Below are 20,016 nucleotides of genomic sequence, written 5' to 3' on the forward strand. Positions count from 1 at the left end.
TCCTGCCGCCGCAACGCGATGCCGCGGCACCGGCCGTCACTCCCCGTCCGTCACGTATCCCTTGAGCCGGTCGTCCCGGCGCGCGGCCGCGTCGCGCTGTCCCGGGTCGCCGTAGCCGCCGCCGCCGGGCGCCTCGAGGATCAGGCGCCGCCCGGGCGGCACGTGCTGCCAGCCCTTGCCCCGCATCCGGGTGCCGTCGTCGAGGGTGACCCGGCCGGGGGCGCCGTCGCCGCCGCCGTCGCGGCCGCGGGCCGGATTGTCGATCCGGTCGAACATCGCCGAGAAGTCGAAATCGTGCCCGTCCTCGGCGGCGATCTCGATGATCTGGCCGAGGCCTCCCCGCCAGGTGCCGTCGCCGCCGGAATCGGGCCGCAGCTCCTTGCGCCAGATCACCACCGGGCCGGTCTGCTCGGTCGCCTCGATCGGCATCGTGTGCACGCCCGAGGGGAAGGCGGTCGCGGACAGGCCGTCGAGGTTCGGTCGCGCGCCCATGCCGCCGGAATTGAACATCAGCACCTCGGCCCGGCGTCCGGATCTCCCCGGGACCGGGCGCAGGGAGAGGTGGATGTTCCACAACGACGCGGCGCCCTCGGCCAGCACCCGTCCCGGCAGCGCCTTGGCCAGCGCCCCGAGCACCAGATCCGGCACCAGGTGCCCGAGCACGTGGCGCAGGCTCACCGGCGCCGGCCGCTCGGCATGCAGGATGTTGTTCGGCGACGAGACGGTGAAGAAGGCGAGCGAGGCGGCGTTGTTCGGGATGTCCGGCGCCACCACGCATTTGAGCGCGTAGGAGGCGTAGGCCTTGCTGTAGATGATCGGCACGTTGATCCCCCATCGGCTCTGGGGGGCGCTGCCGCTGAAATCGACGTGGATTTCGTCCTCGCCGATGGCGATCTCGACCGAGAGCGGGATCGGCGCGTCGTAGCCGTCGGTCGTCAGGGTGTTCGTCCAGCGGCCCTTCGGCAGGGCGCGGAGGCGCTCGGCCATCGCGGTCCGGGTCCGGGCGAAGATGAACTCGGCGATGGCGTCGAGGGTGGGCAGACCGATCTCGCGCAGGAGCGCGACGAGCCGGCGGTGGCCGACCTCGTTGCAGGCGGACAGGGAGTAGAAGTCGCCGATCACCTGGTTGGGCTCGCGCACGTTCTGGCGCAGGATGCGCACGAGATCCCGGTTCACCGTGCCGCGCTCGGCGAACTTCATGATCGGGATCTGGATGCCCTCCTCGTAGACGGATTTGCCGTCGGCGCCGAAGCCGCGCCCGCCGACATCGACCACGTGGGCCGTGCAGGCGAAGAAGCCGACGAGCACCCCGTCGAGGAAGGAGGGCGACACCATGGTGATGTCGTGCAGGTGGCCGGTGCCGAGCCACGGATCGTTGGTGACGTAGGTATCCCCCTCGAACATCTCCTCGCGAGAGATCTCCGCCATGAAGTTCCCGACCGCCTCGGCCATGGTGTTGACGTGGCCGGGGGTGCCGGTGACGGCCTGGGCCAGCATGCGGCCTTGCGGATCGAACACGCCGGCCGAGAGGTCGCCGGCCTCGCGCACCGAGGTCGAGAAGGCGGTGCGCAGGAGCGTCGTGGCCTGCTCCTCGACGACGGAGATCAGGCGGTTCCACATCACCTGGAGGCGGATGTCGTCGATCGCGCTCATTGGTCGGACCCTTTTGCCCTGAATCCCTTGCGGACGAGACAGATCGACCCGTCGCCCTGGATCACCGCGTCGAACGGCGAGGTGACGACGGTGGAGGTCTCGCGCTCCATGATCACCGCCGGGCCGGCGATCCGGTCGCCGGCGCTGAGGCTGTCGCGCGCCACGATGGCGCTCTCGCGCGGCTCGCCGCTCGCCGGATCGAACACCGCCCGCCGGGTCGTCCCCGCCACCGCCCGGCTTCCCACGGGATCGAGGCTCTCGCGCCGGGGGCCGGGCGGCTCGTCCTGCACCTTCACCGAGAGGGTGACGATCTCGACGTCGAGGTCGTCGAGCCCGTCGATCGGCCGGCCGAAGAACTGCGCGTAACGCGACCGGAAGGCGTCGCGGATCCGGCCCGAATCCTCATTGCGGAAGGGGCGGTCGGGCAGGGACACGGGGATCTCCCAGCCCTGGCCGACATAGCGCATATAGGCGACCACCTCGACGGTGAGGGAGGCGGCCGTGCCGGCGCGCACGAAGCGCTCGGCCGTCCCACGCAAGTCCGCGAGCTGGGCGTTGAGGGCCGCCGCGTCGAAGGCCGAGAGCCGGATCGGGCGCGAGCCGACCGCCTCGTAGCCGAACGGCGCCTTGAGGAAGCCGATCGCCGAGCCGACCCCGGCCCCAGCCGGGATGAGGCAGAGATCGATACCGAGCTTCTCGCACAGGCGTGCGGCGTGCAGGGGCGCCGCGCCGCCGAACGCGATCATCACGCCGTCGGCGATATCCTTGCCGTTCTCCACCGCATGGACCCGGGCGGCATTGGCCATGTTCTCGTCCACGACCTCGCCGATGCCGAAGGCCGCCGCGACCGGCGCGAGGCCGAGCCGGTCCCCGATTGCCGCCGCGACCGCGGCCTCGGCCTTCGCCGCCGAGAGCGTGATCGCGCCGCCCGCGAAGGCGTCGGGATCGAGCTTGGCGAGGAGCAGGTCCGCATCCGTGATCGTCGGTCGGGTCCCGCCGCGCTGGTAGCAGGCCGGGCCGGGCTCAGAGCCGGCGCTCTCCGGGCCGGTCTGGATGCGGCCCATGGCATCGACCCAGGCGATCGACCCGCCGCCGGCCCCGATCTCGATCATCTCGATGACCGGGATCGAGATCGGCATGCCGGAGCCCTTGCAGAACCGGGTGGTGCGCGCGACCTCGAAGCTGCGCGCGGTGCGCGGCTGGAAGCCCTCGATCAGGCAGATCTTCGCGGTCGTGCCGCCCATGTCGTAGGACACGACCTTGCCGAGGTCGAAGCGCCGGGCGATGTCGGCCGCGAAGATGGCGCCGCCCGCCGGCCCCGATTCGATCAGCCGGACCGGGAATTCCGCGGCCGTCTCCAGCGAGACCAGGCCGCCGCCCGAATGGATCATGAAGATCGGGCACTCGGCGCCCGCCTCCTTGAGCCTGACCTGGAACCGGCCGAGGTAATCGGCCATCTGCGGCCGCACATAGGCGTTGGCGCAGACGGTGTTGAAGCGCTCGAACTCGCGCATCTGCGGCGAGACCTCGGACGAGAGCGAGATCGGCACGCCGACCTTGCGGCTCAGGATCTCGCGGGCGCGCCGCTCATGGCCCGGGTTGGCGTAGGCATGGATGAAGCCGATCGCGATCGCCCCAAACCCGCGCTGCGCCAGCACGTCGCCGAGGGCGTCCAGGGCGGCCTCGTCGAGGGCGAGCATCTCGTCGCCCCTTGCCCCGATCCGCCCGGCCACCGTGAAACGGTCCTCGCGCGGCACGAGGGGAGGGGGCAGGCGCAAGGAAAGGTCGTATTGATCGAAGCGGTTCTCGGTCCGCATCTCGATCACATCGCGAAACCCCTCGGTGGTGACGAAGGCGACCCGTGCGCCGCGCCGCTCGATCAACGCGTTGGTGGCCAGCGTGGTGCCGTGGATGACGAGGCCGAGATCGGCCGGCGTGACGCCAGCCTCCCGGGTCACGACGGCGATACCGTCGAGGATCGCCTGTTCCGGCGCGGCGTAGGTGGTCAGCAGCTTGGTGGAGAACAGGCGGCCCCGGACATCGAGGACGATGTCCGTGAACGTGCCGCCGATATCGGCGCCGAGGCGGATCTGCGGATGCGACGTCATCGATGGTCCTCAGGCAGAAGGGCGGCCGGTCTCGTCGGCAGGAACGGCCGGGGGCGAAGCGGCGGGCGTGACGGCGTTCCCCGCTCCGTTGCGGCAAAGATCGGCGGCCGGGCGTGCCCGCCGTCTCGCCGCGCGCGTCGAACGCCGGGGAGATGGCCCACGCCCGGGAGCCGTGCGCGGTTGCGGATGCCGTCATGGGATCTCGATCGGAATTTCCCTGTTCACCTCGCCGCATGAGCCGTCTTGCATTGTTTCAAGACTGTCAAAATCAATACCGTGCATAGTCCTGCCACGGGGCAGATGCAAAAAGCATGCAACGTGGGTGCATCATGCTGGTCCGGCACAGGATGAAGGCTAGTTCCAGCACGGATGTCAGGATACGAAGAAATCGACCGCACCGTAAAATTTTACTTGCCTGTCGGTGCGGTCGAGATGAGGGGTGGAGCGGCCCGCCGATGCGGCCGCCACCGGATTCCGCGCCTGCCGAAGGGGTGCGGCCTCGCCGACCGGCCCTCGGACGAGATTAATGATAAGTAAAAATGCGTGGGATGCCGGCTGGGCGGCCGATCTCGTCGGTTCTTCCGGAGATGGTTGCCCCCGGTTCGAACGCCTCGCTTCCAGCTGTAGCCTTCGTGTCCGGACAAGGAGTGCGGCCTTATGCCAGGCGATTGTTCCAATTGACAATTTTATGACCGAAGAAGTTTTCGGTTGCTTTGCTGCCGGAGACGATGAAATTCGCTCCCGGTCGCGCCGTCGACTGGGGGATTTGCTGGTTGACAAAGTGCGCGCCAGGCACTCTAAGTCACAACCGCAAGTGTCCATGTCTTGATCCGTCCCGAAAGGAGTCGGCGATGACAAAAGGGCTTATTGGTTGTTGGGACCTGATTGCGTGGCAGCGAAAAGATGCCGCCGGGTCCATTACTTATCCGATCGGCGAGCATGCGGTGGGATCTCTGATCTACACCCATGACGGCAACATGGCGGTGCAGATCGCGGCCGCGAACCGGCCGACGATCGATACGGGCGATCCGCTCAACGGGGGAACGGTGGAGGAGCGGGCCACCGCGTACTCGACCTGCCTTGCCTATTTCGGCACGTTCGAGGTCAACGGGGACGAAGTCGTCCATCACATCACCGCGAGTCTGTTCCCGGGATGGACGGGGCAGAGACAAGTCCGTCCGTTCACGCTCGTCGACCATATCCTGACTCTGCATACGCCGGTTCAGCATCTGCCGTCCGGCGACGTCACGAACGCCCTGAGCTGGTCGAGGCGCGGCCACGTCAAGTAAGGCGTCGCCGATCCAGGTCGTCTCTCTCGGTAAAATCGTCGATTAACCGGCTCTCGATTGGCCGGCTGTCGTAAAGCTCGGGACGTCGGCAGGCGATGCCGATTCGGTCCGTCGATCGATGGGGATGCGGCGTGGGAACACTCAACCGGACGCGCGCTCAATCGGGCTTGGGCGACGGCGAGGTCGCCAAACCCGCCATAGCGGGCAACGCCGATCTCGACGTCATCGCTCAGCACATGTTCGCGCTGATGATGCGCAACGTCACGTCGGCCGGGTACATCATCGTCGAACCGGTCGGCGGTGCGCTCTCGAAGCCCGGTTGCGTGATCGCCTCGCCGTCCTATCCCCGGATCACGCCAGGCATCGACCAGGATTACGTGTTCCACTGGGTGCGCGACGCCGCCATCACGGCGATCGAGATCGCCGCCGCGCAGGGTCCGGCGCCGGCGGTCGGCGGCGCGCAGAGCCTGATCGACTACGTCACCTTCTCGCGCCTGTGCCAGGAAAACGTGCAGGAGGCCGCGAAGCGGGACACGCAGCTGACGCTCGGTCACGCCTGCTTCACCGTCGACGGGCGCCCGCGGCCCTGGAGCGAGCAGAGCGACGGTCCCGCCCTCCAGACCATCGCCGTGATCGGCGTCTACGACCGGCTCGACGCGCCGACGCGCGCCGTCGCGAACGAACTCATCCGGATCAATCTCGACTATCTCCTCGGGGTCTACCGGCAGGCCACCATGAATCTGTGGGAGGAGCACAAGGGGTTGTCGTTCTTTGCCCGCTCGGTGCAGCTCCGCTGCTTCCGGGAGATCGCGGCCAACACGCTCGGCATTCCGGTCCCGGCGGGGACCGATGCCGCCATCGCGTGGCTGGCCGATGCCCTCGACCGGCACTGGAACGGGACCGCCTACCTCTCCGTCCTGGACGCCGACCCGCCGCTTGCCGCCGATGCCGGCTACGACTTCAACATCGACGTCATCGGCGCCTGCCTCTACGGCGCGGTCCCGCCGACCGATCCCAGGCTGCTGGCGACCGCCGCGAAGCTGCGCGCCCAGTGGGCCGATCCGGCCTCGGCGGTGTTCTACCGGATCAACGGGGACGATGCGCGGCGCGGATTCGGGCCGTTGCTCGGCCGCTATCCCGGCGACATCTACGACGGCAACACCCGCGACGCGGAGCAGGGCGGCCACCCTTGGGCGCTCTGCAGCTGCAACCTCGCCGAGCTCTACTATCGCGTCGCGAACGCCGTCGATGCCGGCGGGCGGGTTCCCCTGGACGAACTCTCCCGCGACTTCTTCGGCCAGGTCGGTGTCGGGGCCGGCACGGCGGCGGCCCCGGCCGCGCAGGCGCTCCGGACGGCCGGCGACGCCATCCTGCGTGCCATCGTGTTCCACAGCAACCATCTCGAGCTGAGCGAGCAGTTCGACAATACCAGCGGCTACGAGAAGAGCGTTCGGAACCTGACCTGGAGCTACGCCGCCTTCCTCTCCGCGGTGCGCGCCCGGACCGGGCAAGCGGTGGAGGGCTGAGCCATGGCGGACCGGACCGCGCGCTTCCTCGACCTGTCCGCCCGGCTGACCGGCTGGTCCGTGTTCGACCTCCGGGCGACCGGCATGGCCGAGGCGTATGTCGCCGCCGCCGATGCGCGCCTGCCGCCGGGGCTGCTCGACGGCCTGCTCGCCGCGGGGGGCGACGACGACGCGATCATGGACGATGCGCGGCTGGGTCCGCTCGCGCGCACCCTGATCCTGCTCTGGTACACGGGGTCGTGGACGGTCGTGCCCGGGGTGCCGGCAACCTCGAAGCCGCCCGCCGGCGTGATCTCGCCCGCCGCCTACCAGGCCGGCCTGATGTGGCGCGCCGCCGGTGCGCATCCGGCGGGTGCCGAGCCGCAGGGCTACGCAGCCTGGGCGCTGGAGCCGGAGCCGTCGCCATGAACCCCCCAGACCACTTCGACGTCGTCATCGTGGGCGCGGGCGTGGCCGGCGCGCTCATCGCCGATGCGCTGACCGGCGCCCGTCTGCGCGTGCTGGTCCTGGAAGCCGGACCGGACACGGTCCGCCGCTTCGACGGCTACACGGATCATCTCCGGCAATTCTATGCCGCCCAGGCCAAGGGCCCGGAATCGCCCTGGACGCCCGCGAAGGCCGCGCCGCAGGCCGACACGGCCTACCTCAAGCAAATCGACCTTGCTCACCCCGAGACGCCGCAACCAGGCTACTTCATCCAGCGCGGCCCGCACCTCTACGGTAGCTCCTATACGCGCCGCTGGGGCGGATCGACCCTGCACTGGCTCGGCGTCTCTCTGCGCATGCTCCCCGAAGACTTCGCGATGCAGTCCGAGCACGGCGTCGCCCGCGACTGGCCGCTCGGCTACGGCGACGTCGCCCCCTATTACGCCGCGGCCGAACGGGCGATCGGCGTGTCCGGCGACGTCGCGGAGCAGCGCTATCTCGGGGTCACGTTCGAGGACGGCTACGATTACCCGATGCGCCGGATCCCGCCGAGCTGGTCCGACCGGGAACTGGCCACCGGAATCGACGGGCTCGAAGTGACGGTCGGTACGGAGCGGATCAGCCTCAAGGTCCGCGGCTATCCGGCCGCCCGCAACGGCGTGCCGCGGGCCGGCTATCGTCCCCAGGGCGCGATCGACATCCGCGACCGCGGCGTGCAGGTCGAGCAGAGCCTCGGCGAGCGCTGCGCCGGCAACACCGCCTGCACGCCGATCTGCCCGATCCAGGCGCGCTACCATGCCGGCAAGACCCTCGCCGGTGCGATCGAGGGCGGCCTTCAGGTGCGCGCGCAGGCGGTCGCCAGCACGATCGTGACCGATCCGGCGGACGGGACGGTGCAGCGGATCGAGTACAAGCGCTACGACGACCCGGCCTCGACCGCCTTCACGCCCGCATCGGTGACGGCGCGCGTCTACGTCCTGGCGGCGCACACGATCGAGAACGCCAAGCTGCTGCTGGCCTCCGGCATCGCCGGGGGCGGGGTCGGCCGGGGCTTGATGGACCATCCGGCGCTCTATGCCTGGGGGTTGGCGCCCCGGCCGGTCGGCGCCTTCCGGGGGCCGCTCTCGACCTCCGGCATCGAGGATTGCCGCGGCGGCCGCTTCCGCAGCGAGCACGCGGCGTTCCGCTACGACATCGGCAACGACGGCTGGCGCGCCACCACCGGCGCGCCCGACTCCACCGTGGCCGACGCGGTGCTGAAGCGGGGCCTGTACGGGGCGAAGCTGCGGGCCGCCCTGACCGACATCCTCCCGCGCCAGGTGCGCCTGTCGCTCGCGGTCGAGCAACTGCCCGACCGCGAGAACCGGATCAGCATCGATCCCGCCCATCTCGACCCCATCGGCAACCCGCTGCCGATCATCGACTACCGGATCGACGCCTACACCAAGGCCGGGATGGCGGCCGCCGCGCGGGTGAGCCGCGCGATCTTTCGGCGTGCCGGGATCGAGGACCGTACCGGCATCGACGAGAACTGGTTCCCCCCGGTCAGCTTCGAGGGCGAAACCTTCCGCTACCACGGGATGGGCCACTTCGCCGGCACGCACGCGATGGGGGACGACCCGGCGACTTCCGTCGTCGACCCGTACCAGCGCGTCTGGGGCCATCCCAACCTCTTCGCGGTCGGCGGCGGCAGCATGGTGACGATGGGCACGTCCAACCCGACGCTCACGATCGCCGCGCTGGCGCTGCGGACCGCCGATCACATCCTCGCCACCTTCAAGCAAGGGCCCGGCCATGCTGCTGCCTGACGACGCGTCGAACACCGATCCGACGGCCATCGACGGCGTGACCTTCGACGCCGTGATCGTCGGATCGGGGATCTCCGGGGCGATCATCGCCAGGCAACTCGCCGAGGCGGGCAAGTCCGTCCTGATCCTGGAGGCCGGCGTCGGCGAGCGCTACGAGGATTACCTCGAACGGTTCTACGGCACCGCGTCGAAGGACAACCAATCCCCCTTCGGCCCCAACCCCAACGCGCCGATGCCGCGCAGCGGCGACGTGCACAAGATCACCCCCGGCCGCCCGGATACCAGCGCCTACCTGGTCCAGACCGGGCCCTACGGCTCGGACACGACCTATACCCGGGTGCTCGGCGGGACGACGATGCACTGGGAGGGGAAGGTCATCCGGATGCTTCCGGAGGACTTCCAGATGCAGACTCTCTACGGAAGAGGTGTCGACTGGCCGATCACCAACGAGGATCTCGAACCCTATTACTGCAAGGCCGAGCGCGAGATGGGCGTGTCGGCGAACCGCAAGGATACGGAATATCTCGGCACGTATTTCAAAGACCCGGAATACGTCTTCCCGATGCACGGCCTGCCGCTCTCCTACCTCGACGAGCAGGTCGACAAGGGTATCCGCGGCACGAATGTCGAGCTCTACGGCGAGAGCTTCGCACTCAAGGTCCGACCCTTCCCGCAGGCGCGCAACGGGATTCCCAATCCGGACTACGACAACAAAAAGGGCTTCGAGCCGGTCCTGGCGGTGAGCGACCACCAGTCCGACATGGGCGGGCGCTGCCAGGGCAACAACGCCTGCGTCCCGCTCTGCCCGGTCCAGGCGAAGTACAATGCCGGCAAGACCCTCGCGGCCGCGGTGAAGAACGGCCGGGTCCGCATCGTGCGGCAGGCGGTGGCGTCGCGCGTCCTGGTCGATTCCGATTCCGGCCGGGTCACGGGAATCGAGTTCCAGCATTACAGCGATCCCAAGGTACCGTCGGGCAAGCGCCACGTCGCCCGGGGCACCCTCTACGTGCTGGCCGCCAACGCGATCGAGAATCCGCGGCTCATGCTGGCCTCGGGCCTTCCCGGCCGCAGCGGGCTGATGGGCCGCAACCTGATGGATCACGCCTACCTGCTGAGCTGGGCGGTGATGCCCGAGATCTGCGGCGTGATGCGCGGCACCAACTGCACGGGCGGCATCGTCGAGCTGCGCGGCGGCAACTTCCGCCGGCACCAGGCCGCCTTCAGCGTCGACATCCACAACGACGGCTGGGGATGGGCCGTCGGCTCGCCCTATTCCGACCTGATCGAGCTCGTCGACAACCAGAACAAGTTCGGCGGCGAGCTGCGCCAGGGGCTGATCGACCGCGTGTCGCGCCAGCTGCAGCTCGCCTTCATGATCGAGGTGATGCCGAACGAGAGCAACCGGGTCAGCGTCGACCCGACCTTCACGGATGCGCTCGGCAACATGCGGCCGATCATCTCCTACAACATTCCGGACTACACGATGCGCGGCGCGGCCTATGCGCGCCAGTTCGCCCGGATGGTGTTCCAGCGACTCGGAGCCGCCGACTACACGGCCTACGACCCTGCCGATTACGGCTACGTTCCCTACGAGGGGGAGGGCTACGTCATCCGCGGCGGCAATCACATCGCCGGCACGCACGTGATGGGCAACGACAAGCATAGCTCCGTCGTCGACACGTATCAGCGCTCCTGGGAGCACGACAACCTGTATCTCGTCGGCGCCGGCAGCATGCCGACCATCGCGACGGCCAACACGACCCTCACCCTCGCCGCGCTCTGCTTCCGCAGCGCCGGGGCCATGCTGTCCCATCTGGCGACCGGCCAGTACAGGACCGCGGCCTGACGAAGGAACGCCGATCATGAAATCCAAGCAAGCCAAGCCGATCACCGACATCGACACGCTTCGATCGTATCTGCACACCGCGATGAAGCTGGAACATGCGACGATCCCGCCCTACCTGACCGCTCTGTACTCGATCAAGCCCGGCACGAACCCGGATGCCGCCCAGGTGCTGCGTGTGGTGGCGGTCGAGGAAATGCTCCATCTCGTCCTGGCCGCGAACCTCCTCAACGCCATCGGCGGCACGCCGCGGGTGACCGCCGACGACTTCGTCCCGTGCTATCCCGCCTTCCTTCCGGACGGCGAGACGGATTTCCGGGTCGGCCTGCAGCCGTTCTCGCGCGACGCGATCGACACCTTCCTCAAGATCGAGCGACCGCGCCTCGCCCCGGAGCCCGACATGCAGCTCCTGTATCGACCGGAGGTGACGGCCGAAAGCCGTCATTACATCACGTGCCATCCGACCCAGACGGATTTCGTCTTCTACAGCATCGGCGAATTCTACGACGCGGTCAAAAAAGGATTCTCGAACGTCTACGCGCAGATGGGTGAGAAAATGTTCTGCGGCGATCCCAGAAGGCAAGTCACGTCCGAGTATTATTATTCGGGCGGCGGCTCGCTGACCCCGGTGACGGATCTTAAGAGCGCGGAAACGGCGATCGACCTCATCATCGAGCAGGGCGAGGGCGAGCTGAAGAGCATCTATGGCGACCAGGGCGAGCTGGCGCATTACTACCGCTACATGCAGCTGAAATGCGGTCGCTACTTCCAGAAATCCGACGATACCGGCAGGCCTCCGTTCACGCCGACCGGGCCCGCGCTGGATGTGGACTGGGACGCGGTCTACCCGCTCAAGGCCAATGCCAAGATGACCGATTACGAGCCCGGCTCGGAAGCGGAGGCGGCGGCAAAAGCCTTCAACGACGCCTATCGCGGCTTCCTGCACTTGCTGCAGCGCGCCTTCACCGGGGAGCCGCAGTTGCTGGAGGGCGGCGTGTCGATGATGTTCGAATTGCGCAACGCGATGAACCGGCTCATCCGCAATCCGCTCAGCGAGTCTTCGCCGTTCAACGCCGCCCCGACCTTCGAAGTCTGCCCGCACGGACGATCGCAGGGCCAATCCCCCTGCGAACCCGATGCCGAGCCCCATGTCGAGGAACCGGCATGACCGCCTATCTGAACGATTTCCTCGACTTCTCGGTCGAGATGACCTGCTTCACGCGGTTCGAGCTGCTCGGCACGGGCCAGGCGGAGAACTATGCCGAGGCCGCGCGGGCCGCCTCGGGCGCAGCCTTCGACGAACTCCTGGCGCGCTACGGCACCCTCAAGACCGGTCCCGATCGCATCGTCGACCTGCGCCACAAGATCCTCGGCGACGAGTATCTCGGCCCGGTCGCCCGCGCGATCATCAAGATGTGGTATATCGGCATCTGGTACGAGCTGCCGCGAAGCTGGACGGAGAAGTTCGGCGCCCGCGCCAGCAACACCTCCCGCATGGTCACGCCCGCAGCCTATGCCGAGGGCCTGCTGTGGACCGCCATCGGCGCCCATCCGCCGGGAGCCAAGGCGCCGGGCTATGGATCCTGGGCCAGGCCCCCGTCCATTCCGGCCTTCACCTGTTCCCTCGCGGCCTCGACGGGTGGCCGCGGAGGCGGGCCCGGCGGTGGGCACGACCCCGGCCCGATGGTGACGCAGGTCCGCGAGGGCCACGTCGCCCCGCATCACGCCCCGAAATCGGAACATCCGCCGCCCCATTCCGGAGACTTCCCGAAATGACTGCCCAGCCACCCAAGCTCAAGCGGGACAAGGTCAGGATCGGCGTCACGCCGACACTGTGGTGGAACGACGATTTCTGGTCGATCGACATCGGCATCACCTTCGGGCAATGCGTCAGCGAGATGGCGCTCGCCGGCTACGAGGGGTGCAGCGTCGGGCACAAATACCCGAAGGACCCGTGCGTCCTGAAGGCCGAGCTCGACCTGCGCGGCCTCACGGTCTCCGAACCCTGGGTGAGCACCTATTTCACGATTCCCGAGGGCCATGCGCAGACGATCGCCACCGTGCGCCAGCAGCTCGATTTCCTCGACGCCGTCGGCGGGCACGATCTGGTGGTGGCGGAGTTCGGCGGTGCCGCCAACCCCCAGCCGATCGCGGTGTTCGCCAACCGGCCGATCTTCGACGACAGGCAGTGGAAGCACCTGTGCGACGGGCTCAACGAGATCGGCCGCATGGCGAACGATCGCGGCAAGCGCCTTTGCTACCACCCGCATATGGGAACGGGGGTCAACGTCGCGGCGGATATCGACCGCCTGATGCATGGCACCGCGCCGGACCTGGTGCACCTGCTGCTCGATACCGGGCACCTCTATTTCGCCGGCGTCGATCCTCTCCACGTCGCGAACAAGCACGGCAAGCGCATCAAGCACATCCATCTCAAGAACAACCGCGCCGAGATCGTCGAGCGGGCCCGCACGCAGAACTGGTCGTTCCAGACGGCGGTCGAGAACGGCGTGTTCACCGTGCCGGGCGATCCGGACGGGTGCATCGACTTCCCGCCGATCTTCGAAGCGCTTGCCAGACACGATTTCGCCGGCTGGATCGTGGTCGAGGCGGAGCAGGATCCGGCCAAGGCCAATCCGCTCCGCTACGCCAGGATGGCCCGCGAATACCTCCGTGCGACGTTGGGGTTCTGATCATGCCGCATCCCGAGGTCTATCTCAGCTTCTTCATGTTCACGGCCGACCTGCGGCCCGACGACGTCGTCTATTCCGAGACGATCATCCGTCACATGCGGGCGCTCCTGGACATGGGCTATGACGGGTTCGATCTGCCGATCGCGCCGACGCCGACCCTCGACCACGCGGCGGAGGTCGACAGCTACCGGCGCCTGCGCCGCCGGCTCGCCGCTGCCGGCCTGGACGACCTGCGGATCGCCACCAATGTCGGCACGACCCGGACCTTCGATCCGACCTCGCCGTGGAAGGAGCAGCGCGACGCCGCCCTGGCCTATCTCAAGTCGCGGGTCGACATCACCGTCGCGCTCGGCGGGACGATGCTCGCCGGCCCGATCGTGTTCCCCTACGGCGTCTTCCCCACCACCGACTTCAACGAGCCGCTGTGGAGCGACGCGCTGCAGACGTGGCTCGCGCCGCGCTACGAACTCGCCGCTCCGGTCCTTCGGGAACTCGCCGACTATGCCGGCGAGCACGGCGTCACGCTGGCGATCGAACCGGTCGATCACTGGGAAACGCCGGCGCCGAACATGGTGGCGGACGTGATGGACTTCCTCCGGCACGTCTCGAACCCCCGCCTGGGCGTGTGCGTGGACAGCGCGCACGTCCTGCTCGGCAGCGACGGACCGGGCGCATTCCGCAATGGCATCGCCGATGCGGTGGCCGAACGCCGGCTTCATTACGTCCACGTGTCGGCCCCCGACCGCGGCGTGATCGCCGACAGCTGGATTCCCTGGCGCACGTTCCTGGAGCCGATCGTCCCGCATTATACCGGGCCCTACCTGCTCGAAGTGTTCAACGCCGTGCCGCCCTTCCTCGGGTCGCTGCGGCAGACACGGCGCAAGTTCTGGATTCCCTGCGAGGATGCTCCCGGCCCCGGCCCGAGCGCCTACGCCGTCGCGGAGGCGGCCCTCGCCGCCTTCCGCGAGCAAATGTCGGCGCTGGCGGCGGCGACGGGGTGAGGAGAACGCAGGTCTGCTCGGAGCGCCGCATGATCGCGCCGCTCCGTGCCTAAGCAGATTTCGAAAAAGTGGCTGCCGGTTTTGCGGAAGAAATCTGCGATGAGATAAGGATCTAAGCGGACGAAGCGTTGGCCTGCCAACGCAAGTTTGCTTAGGTCCGGTGAAACAGGCGCCGGTCGAGCCATAGCAGCGCGCCGTTGGCCGCCACCGCCACGATCACCAGCATCAGGATCACGGCGGTCGTCTGCTGCACGTTGTGCAGGCTGATCCCGTTCACGATCAGGAACCCGAGCCCCTTCTGCGACGCGAACATCTCGCCGACGAGGACGCCGAGCAGCGTGAGCGAGAAGCCGACCCGCAGGCCCGTGACGATCTCCGGCAGCACCGCGGGGGCGAGCACCGTGCGGATCGTCTCGGCCTGGCTCAGCCGCATCGCCCGGGCGGTGCGAACCAGCACCGGGTTGATGCCCTTGACCGCCGTGAGGGTGAACAGGGTGATCGGGATCACGCCGTGGATCACCCCGAACGCCACCTTCGCCCCGAGGCCGAGGCCGAAGATCAGCAGGATCACCGGGTAGAGCGTGACCTTGGGGATCGAGTACAGGCCGGCGAGGATCGGCTCGGCGACCTCCCCGGCGAAGCGGCGCAGGCCCAGGACCAGCCCGAGCCCGATGCCGAGGGCGGCCGAGATCACGAGGGCGGCCGCGAAGGCGGTGAGCGTCGCGCGCGCATGCGACCAGAACCCCGCGGTGGCGGCGAGGCCCGACAGGTGCCGGAGGGCGGCGAGCGGCGAGGCGATCGCCGCGTCGCCGGCATAAGCGTGGAGCGCCTGCCAGAGGCCGACGAGAACCACGATGGTGATCGCACCGTCGAGGAGGCCTGAGCGGGACGGAGCGGCGGGAAGCGAGGAGGGGGCGCTCACGAGCGGATGCGGCGGCGCATCAGGCGGCCCTCCCAGGCGTGCAGGGTCATGTTGAGGCCGGTCACCACCACGAGCACGAACAGCATCAGGGAGTACATCGTGCGGTTCTCGAAGCCGTCATAGGCATAGGCGATGGCGTGGCCGAGCCCGGCATCGGCTAGGATGAACTCGCCCGCGATGATGCCGATGAAGGCGTAGGCGAGCGCGAGCTTCACGCCGGTGAGCAGGTAGGGCAGGGCGCTCGGCATCACCACGTGGGCAAGCGTCGAGAGGCGCCCGAGCCGGTGGGCCCGGGCGGTGCGCATCAGCACCCGCGGCACCCGGTCGAGACCGTTGAGGGTCGCGAGGATCATCGCCGGCACCCCGAACGCCATGCCGAGCACGATCAGCGGCACGCTGTTGAGGCCGAAGATGGCGACGAAGAGCGGGTAGAAGACGAAGGTCGGGATCGCGTAATAGGAGGCGAGCAGCGGGTCGAGACCCTGCCGGATCCGGGGCAGGGCGTGGATCGCGACACCCAGGGAAAAGCCGATCGCGACCGCGAGCACCACGGCGACCGCCACCGTCGCGAAGGTGCGGGCGATGTCGCCGGTGATCTCGCCCGAGGCGAGCATGGTCCACAACGTGGCGATCATCTCGCTCGGCGGGATCAGGGTCAGCGGATCGACGAGGTGCAGTCGGCAGACCGCTTCGAGCAGCAGGACGAAGCCGGCGATCCAGCCGATCCGGGTCAGGACGATCGCGCGCTCCCGCGTCATGATGCGCTCGTCTTGCCGATCGCCTTCAGCGATTCCTCGCGCAGGTGCGACCACAGCCGGGCGGTGACCTGGCCGAAGCGCTCCTCCGCCACGATGCGGCTGTCGCGCTCGCGCGGCCAGCCGGTCTCGACGATCTCGATGAAGCGGCCGGGCCGCGACGACATCACGCCGATGCGGTCGGACAGCATCGCCGCCTCGTCGAGGGCGTGGGTGATGAGGAGCACCGTGGCGCCGGTCTCGCGCCACAGCCGCAGGAGCTCGTCGCCCATCAGCAGGCGCGTCTGCTGGTCGAGCGCCCCGAACGGCTCGTCGAGCAGGATCAGGCGCGGCTGCGTCACCAGCGTGCGGGCGATGCAGACCCGCTGGCGCATGCCGCCGGAGAGCTGCGCCGGATAGGCTTGCGCGAAGTCGGACAGCCCCATGAAGCCGAGCGCGTAATCGACCCGGCGGGCGATCTCGGCCGCGTCGGTGCCGGCCCGGCGCAGGCCGAAGGCGACGTTGTCGCGAACCGTGAGCCAGGGGAACGAGGCGTCCTCCTGGAACACGATGCCGATTCCGTCGGGCACGCCCGCGACCGGGGCGCCCTCGAACGTCATCGTGCCGGCATTCGGCCGCCCGAGGCCGGACAGGACGTCGAGCAGGGTGGACTTGCCGCAGCCGGACGGGCCGACGACCGAGAAGAACTCGCCCTTGACGAGGTCGAGGTCGAGGGGCCCGAGCGCGGCGAGCCGGCCGTAGACCCGGGTGACCCCGCGAAGCTCGGCGTGGATCTCGCGAGCCTGGGCGGGCATCCCGCTGCGTGGATCGGCGCTGAGGGCAACGACGGCCATCTCAATTCCTTACTGCGAGGCCTGGAGGTCTTTCGGCAGGAAGGACGGATCGACCACCTGACCCCACTCCACCGGCTTCTTGAGGCGGCCGACGAGCTTCATGCCGTCGAGCATGCGGGTCATGTTGTCGTAGTGCAGGCGGCCGTCGCCGAAATACTCGAAGCCGACGAGTTGCTTGAACACCGCGCGAAACACTTTCGCGTCGCCGCCATAGGCCTTGGCGAGGATGTCGGCCGCCTCGTCGGGATGGGCCTTGATGTAGGCGACGCCCTCGCGCCGCGCCTCGATCAGCGCGCGCAGCGTGTCGCCGCCGGTCTTCGCGAACTCGGTCGTGGTGATGCCGACGGTCTGGGTCAGTGCCGGGTTCATGCAGTCCTTGGCCCAGAACGCCGCCTTGACCTTGCCCTGGTTGCCCGACCACAGCGGCTCGCCCGACATCGCCGCATCGACCGCCCGATTGAGCACCGCCGAGAGGTTGGCGCCGAGATCGCCCGCCGCCACGAGCTGCAGGTCCTTCTGCTCCAGCCCGGCCTTCTGCAGGCAGTTGAGGATGATCATGTTGGTGACGGAGCCGGGCGCCGTATAGGCGATCTTCTTGCCCTTCATGTCGGCGAGCGAGCCGATCGTGCCGTCGGGCTGCGTGATCCAGAGGATGTCCTCGACGCTCTCGACGCCGCCGCTGATGATCTTGATCGGCTGGCCGGACTGGATCGCCAGGATGGCGGCCGGCAGCGCGACCTCGCCGTACGGCACCTCGCCGGCCAGCGTGTTGCGCACCGAGGTGCCACCGCCGGCCGAGGTGAGGAAGCCGGTGATGTCGAGCCCGCGCTTCTTGAAGAAGCCCTTCTCGAGGGCGACCGCGTAGGGCGCGCCGTAGAAGGCCGAGCCCCAATGCGTGACCGTGATGGTCTCGGCGCGGGCGCCCGCCCCGGCGAGGCCGGCGCCTGCGAGCAGCAGACCCAAAGCTCCGGCACGCAAGGTTCTCAGGATCATTCTCGTCTCTCCCTGTCCGGCCGGCATCGTCGGTGTCGAGGCGCGCCGCCTACTCGGCGGCCGCGGCGCGGGCGGGCTCGTCGCGGAAGCGGGTCCGCAGGCCGTCCCACCGGTCGGCGCCGAGGCGGCGGAAGCGCTCGCGGATCGCCGGTGCCCCGGCCGAGCCCGGCGGTGCGTTCGTCTCCCTCAGCGTGGCGAGCGCCGCGTCGAAGGCCTCCATGGCGGCACCGAACAGGAGGCTCGGCAGGATCGCGAGCCGGTAGCCCATCGCTTGCGCCGCCGGCATGTCGATGTCGGGCGTCTTGCCGCCGCGCACCACGTTGAGCAGGCACGGCCCGGTCACGAGGCGCGGCACCGCCTGCATCTCGTCGAGGGTCTGCGTCGCCTCGACGAAGGCCATGTCGGCGCCGGCGGCGAGGGCGAGGTTGGCGCGCGCCACCGCCTCGTCGAAGCCGGCGACCGCCCGGGAATCGGTCCGCGCGATGATGACGAAATCCGTGTCCCGCCGCGCCGCCACCGCGGCGCGGATCTTGGCGACGAACTCTTCGCGCGGCACGATCTCCTTGCCGTCGAGATGGCCGCAGCGCTTCGGGCTGACCTGATCCTCGATGTGCAGGCCGGCGACGCCGCGCATCTCGTATTCGTGCACCGTGCGGGTGACGTTGAGCTCGTTGCCGTAGCCGGTATCGGCATCGGCGATGACCGGGATCTCGACGGAACGCGCGAGGGTGCCGGCATTGGCCGCCATCTCGCTCATCGTCACGAGGCCGAAATCCGGATAGCCGAGGGAGGCCGCGGTGCCGGCGCCGGTCATGTAGACCGCCGGAAAGCCCGCCTGCTCGATGAATTTGGCGGTGATGCCGTCATAGGCGCCGGGCGCGACGATCATCTCCGGGCGCGCGAGGAGCGCGCGCATCTGGCGGGCCTGACCCATCCGTTCCTCCCTGGCCGGGCCTCTCGGCCCGCTGCCCCGTCGCGGGGGCGCACGGCCTATCCGGTCCGCGCTCTGCTTGGATGCAGTTGTCCGGACAGGCTACTCCGTGTTTCGGGTCTGTCAATGGCGATTCGGTGCGGTGTTAGGGCATGAGGGCCGCCGCTGGGACGGCCAGCGCCTCATCAAACAATCCCACCCTCGACCTCATCCTGAGGTGCGGGCGATCGAAGATCGCTGAGCCTCGAAGGAGGGCTCCAGATGCCGCCGTGATCTCTGGAGCCCTCCTTCGAGGTCAGTCCATCTTCGATGGACTGACGCCTCAGGATGAGGTCGCGAGGAGGAGGACAGGCTTGCGTCACCGCCGCGTTTCGTGGCGGAACCGCCTCACGCCCGCCAATCCCCCCGCCGGATCCGGGTCGTGTACCGGCATTGCTCGCCGGGGTGCCAGTTCACCGAGGCCAGCATGATGCCGCCGCTGACGTCGTAGTAGCGGCGCACGAAGCGCATCGCCGGGGCGCCGCGGGGGCGCTTGAGGGCGCGGGCGACCGCGGGCGGCATCGGCTGGGCCGTGATCTCCTGCAACGCCTCCGCGATCACTTCGCCCGAGCGCGCCTCGACGAGCCCGTAGACCGCACCGCCCACCTCGCGCAGGTCGGTCAGCAGGGGCGCGAACCGGGCATGCACGTAGACGCTGACGAAGCAGATCATCGCGTCGCGCCCGGCCGTCCAGCGCACGCCCTCCGCCTTGAGCCAGGACGAGCCGGCGGGGGCCTGCACGAATCCGGCGACCTCCGGGTCGATCTGGACCATCTCCAGGACCGAGACGTCGAAATGGGTGTCGCGGGCGTATTCGAACATGTCGGCGAGGTCGTCGAAGACCTGCGCGAAGCCCGGATGCGCGGTCGTCGCGACGACCGTCGAGCCGGCGCCCTGGCGCCGCTCGACCAGCCCCTTCTCGACCAGCTTGCGCAGGGCCTCGCGGATCGTGAACCGGCTCGCCTCGAAGCGCGCGCAGAGGGCGGTCTCGGTCGGCAGCGTCGAGCCCACCGGGTGCAGGCCGGCGCGGATCTCCTCCTGGAGCGCCCGCGCGATCCGCTCGTTGAGCGGGCCCGCCTCAGTGCCGCGATCCTGGCCGCGATCCTGGCCGCGCTCCCGCGTCCCCAATGCCCTGCCGGACAAGATTCCCTCCGAGTCTGCGATCGGCCACTTGTCCAGACAAATTTGCCCGATTA

17 protein-coding genes are annotated in these 20,016 nt (G+C 68.8%); 9 read left to right on the forward strand and 8 right to left on the reverse strand.

Annotation, left to right across the window (positions count from 1 at the left end; all coding sequences use genetic code 11):
* Positions 1 to 36 precede the first annotated feature (36 nt).
* Positions 37 to 1,653 (reverse strand): hydantoinase B/oxoprolinase family protein, encoded by a 1,617-nt coding sequence (locus HBB12_RS29720; protein ID WP_236993286.1) that lies wholly within the window; start codon positions 1,651 to 1,653, stop codon positions 37 to 39.
* Positions 1,650 to 3,761, reverse strand: a complete 2,112-nt coding sequence (locus HBB12_RS29725; protein ID WP_236993287.1) for a hydantoinase/oxoprolinase family protein — start codon at positions 3,759 to 3,761, stop codon at positions 1,650 to 1,652. The genes HBB12_RS29720 and HBB12_RS29725 overlap by 4 nt, the downstream gene beginning before the upstream one ends.
* Positions 3,762 to 4,612: 851 nt before the next feature.
* Here HBB12_RS29725 and HBB12_RS29730 point away from each other — a divergent pair.
* The 9 genes from HBB12_RS29730 to HBB12_RS29770 all read left to right on the forward strand — a co-directional run bounded on the left by HBB12_RS29730 (position 4,613) and on the right by HBB12_RS29770 (position 14,347).
* On the forward strand, positions 4,613 to 5,050 hold the full coding sequence (locus HBB12_RS29730; protein ID WP_236993288.1) for a lipocalin-like domain-containing protein: 438 nt from the start codon (positions 4,613 to 4,615) through the stop codon (positions 5,048 to 5,050).
* A gap of 131 nt (positions 5,051 to 5,181) precedes the next feature.
* Positions 5,182 to 6,576 (forward strand): glycoside hydrolase family 15 protein, encoded by a 1,395-nt coding sequence (locus HBB12_RS29735; protein WP_236993289.1) that lies wholly within the window; start codon positions 5,182 to 5,184, stop codon positions 6,574 to 6,576.
* Between the two features lie 3 nt (positions 6,577 to 6,579).
* Positions 6,580 to 6,984: a hypothetical protein gene (locus tag HBB12_RS29740; protein WP_236993290.1), complete on the forward strand. Its 405-nt coding sequence runs from the start codon at positions 6,580 to 6,582 to the stop codon at positions 6,982 to 6,984.
* A complete protein-coding gene (locus HBB12_RS29745; RefSeq protein WP_236993291.1) occupies positions 6,981 to 8,810 on the forward strand; it encodes a GMC family oxidoreductase in 1,830 nt (609 codons plus the stop codon). The genes HBB12_RS29740 and HBB12_RS29745 overlap by 4 nt, the downstream gene beginning before the upstream one ends.
* On the forward strand, positions 8,797 to 10,656 hold the full coding sequence (locus HBB12_RS29750; RefSeq protein ID WP_236993292.1) for a GMC family oxidoreductase: 1,860 nt from the start codon (positions 8,797 to 8,799) through the stop codon (positions 10,654 to 10,656). Before HBB12_RS29745 ends, HBB12_RS29750 begins: the two co-directional genes overlap by 14 nt.
* A gap of 16 nt (positions 10,657 to 10,672) precedes the next feature.
* Complete coding sequence (locus HBB12_RS29755) at positions 10,673 to 11,821, forward strand: ferritin-like domain-containing protein (protein ID WP_236993293.1); 1,149 nt, start codon at positions 10,673 to 10,675, stop codon at positions 11,819 to 11,821.
* Positions 11,818 to 12,429, forward strand: a complete 612-nt coding sequence (locus HBB12_RS29760; protein ID WP_336886971.1) for a hypothetical protein — start codon at positions 11,818 to 11,820, stop codon at positions 12,427 to 12,429. Before HBB12_RS29755 ends, HBB12_RS29760 begins: the two co-directional genes overlap by 4 nt.
* The gene (iolE, locus tag HBB12_RS29765) at positions 12,426 to 13,346 is read left to right on the forward strand and encodes a myo-inosose-2 dehydratase (protein ID WP_236993294.1); all 921 of its coding nucleotides are present in this window, start codon (positions 12,426 to 12,428) and stop codon (positions 13,344 to 13,346) included. The genes HBB12_RS29760 and iolE overlap by 4 nt, the downstream gene beginning before the upstream one ends.
* 2 nt (positions 13,347 to 13,348) lie before the next feature.
* A complete protein-coding gene (locus tag HBB12_RS29770) occupies positions 13,349 to 14,347 on the forward strand; it encodes a sugar phosphate isomerase/epimerase family protein (RefSeq protein ID WP_236993295.1) in 999 nt (332 codons plus the stop codon).
* A 151-nt stretch (positions 14,348 to 14,498) separates the two neighbouring features.
* Here the strand turns inward: HBB12_RS29770 and HBB12_RS29775 are convergent, their stop codons facing one another.
* The 6 genes from HBB12_RS29775 to HBB12_RS29800 all read right to left on the reverse strand — a co-directional run bounded on the left by HBB12_RS29775 (position 14,499) and on the right by HBB12_RS29800 (position 19,963).
* Complete coding sequence (locus HBB12_RS29775) at positions 14,499 to 15,269, reverse strand: ABC transporter permease (protein WP_236993296.1); 771 nt, start codon at positions 15,267 to 15,269, stop codon at positions 14,499 to 14,501.
* Positions 15,266 to 16,027, reverse strand: a complete 762-nt coding sequence (locus tag HBB12_RS29780) for an ABC transporter permease (protein ID WP_236993297.1) — start codon at positions 16,025 to 16,027, stop codon at positions 15,266 to 15,268. Before HBB12_RS29780 ends, HBB12_RS29775 begins: the two co-directional genes overlap by 4 nt.
* Positions 16,024 to 16,857: an ABC transporter ATP-binding protein gene (locus HBB12_RS29785; RefSeq protein WP_236993298.1), complete on the reverse strand. Its 834-nt coding sequence runs from the start codon at positions 16,855 to 16,857 to the stop codon at positions 16,024 to 16,026. The genes HBB12_RS29780 and HBB12_RS29785 overlap by 4 nt, the downstream gene beginning before the upstream one ends.
* 9 nt (positions 16,858 to 16,866) lie before the next feature.
* Complete coding sequence (locus tag HBB12_RS29790; protein WP_236993299.1) at positions 16,867 to 17,850, reverse strand: ABC transporter substrate-binding protein; 984 nt, start codon at positions 17,848 to 17,850, stop codon at positions 16,867 to 16,869.
* Positions 17,851 to 17,899: 49 nt separating this feature from the next.
* On the reverse strand, positions 17,900 to 18,784 hold the full coding sequence (locus tag HBB12_RS29795; protein WP_236993300.1) for an isocitrate lyase/PEP mutase family protein: 885 nt from the start codon (positions 18,782 to 18,784) through the stop codon (positions 17,900 to 17,902).
* A gap of 384 nt (positions 18,785 to 19,168) precedes the next feature.
* The gene (locus HBB12_RS29800) at positions 19,169 to 19,963 is read right to left on the reverse strand and encodes a GntR family transcriptional regulator (RefSeq protein WP_236993301.1); all 795 of its coding nucleotides are present in this window, start codon (positions 19,961 to 19,963) and stop codon (positions 19,169 to 19,171) included.
* Between the last annotated feature and the right edge of the window lie 53 nt (positions 19,964 to 20,016).

The organism is Methylobacterium sp. SyP6R, from assembly GCF_019216885.1.
GTDB lineage: Bacteria > Pseudomonadota > Alphaproteobacteria > Rhizobiales > Beijerinckiaceae > Methylobacterium.

Coding starts and splice junctions, on each gene's coding strand:
- HBB12_RS29770 (WP_236993295.1), top strand. CDS start 13,349: ATGCCGCATCCCGAGGTCTATCTCAGCTTCTTCATGTTCACGGCCGAC.
- HBB12_RS29725 (WP_236993287.1), bottom strand. CDS start 3,761: ATGACGTCGCATCCGCAGATCCGCCTCGGCGCCGATATCGGCGGCACG.
- HBB12_RS29795 (WP_236993300.1), bottom strand. CDS start 18,784: ATGGGTCAGGCCCGCCAGATGCGCGCGCTCCTCGCGCGCCCGGAGATG.
- HBB12_RS29785 (WP_236993298.1), bottom strand. CDS start 16,857: ATGGCCGTCGTTGCCCTCAGCGCCGATCCACGCAGCGGGATGCCCGCC.
- HBB12_RS29740 (WP_236993290.1), top strand. CDS start 6,580: ATGGCGGACCGGACCGCGCGCTTCCTCGACCTGTCCGCCCGGCTGACC.
- HBB12_RS29790 (WP_236993299.1), bottom strand. CDS start 17,850: ATGATCCTGAGAACCTTGCGTGCCGGAGCTTTGGGTCTGCTGCTCGCA.
- HBB12_RS29760 (WP_336886971.1), top strand. CDS start 11,818: ATGACCGCCTATCTGAACGATTTCCTCGACTTCTCGGTCGAGATGACC.
- HBB12_RS29745 (WP_236993291.1), top strand. CDS start 6,981: ATGAACCCCCCAGACCACTTCGACGTCGTCATCGTGGGCGCGGGCGTG.
- HBB12_RS29730 (WP_236993288.1), top strand. CDS start 4,613: ATGACAAAAGGGCTTATTGGTTGTTGGGACCTGATTGCGTGGCAGCGA.
- HBB12_RS29755 (WP_236993293.1), top strand. CDS start 10,673: ATGAAATCCAAGCAAGCCAAGCCGATCACCGACATCGACACGCTTCGA.
- iolE (WP_236993294.1), top strand. CDS start 12,426: ATGACTGCCCAGCCACCCAAGCTCAAGCGGGACAAGGTCAGGATCGGC.
- HBB12_RS29780 (WP_236993297.1), bottom strand. CDS start 16,027: ATGACGCGGGAGCGCGCGATCGTCCTGACCCGGATCGGCTGGATCGCC.
- HBB12_RS29720 (WP_236993286.1), bottom strand. CDS start 1,653: ATGAGCGCGATCGACGACATCCGCCTCCAGGTGATGTGGAACCGCCTG.
- HBB12_RS29750 (WP_236993292.1), top strand. CDS start 8,797: ATGCTGCTGCCTGACGACGCGTCGAACACCGATCCGACGGCCATCGAC.